General features: G+C 63.6%; 1 pseudogene. It reads left to right on the top strand.

From position 1 onward, the window contains the following. Positions 1-193: pseudogene (locus EN845_RS34765) on the top strand (hypothetical protein); the annotation flags it as partial. Positions 194-294: the final 101 nt, after the last annotated feature.

The following is a 294-nucleotide window of genomic DNA, read 5'->3' as shown; positions in this document are numbered from 1 at the left end:
GTTCGGCGGACTTTCGGTGACGACGCCCGGCTTCTCGCGCATCGGCGAAGCGATTGCCGGGCTTGGCCTGCCGACCGTCATCGTCCAGGAAGGCGGCTATCTCTGCGATGCGCTCGGCGACAATCTCACCGCTTTCCTGACCGGTTTCGGCAGCAAGAAGGACTATCTCAGGAACGTTGCTGCCGCAGCATAGCGATCACGCGGTGCACGCTTTCCAGCGTCTCCTCGATCTCGGCTGCCGTATTGTAATGCGCAATGCCGATGCGCACGACGCCCTGCTCGGCCGGGATGCCC

Origin of the sequence: Mesorhizobium sp. M8A.F.Ca.ET.202.01.1.1, assembly GCF_004791595.1 — a bacterium.
GTDB lineage: Bacteria > Pseudomonadota > Alphaproteobacteria > Rhizobiales > Rhizobiaceae > Mesorhizobium.
Note: the sequence above shows the minus strand (reverse complement) of the source record. Positions and strands in the feature narration are given on the sequence as shown.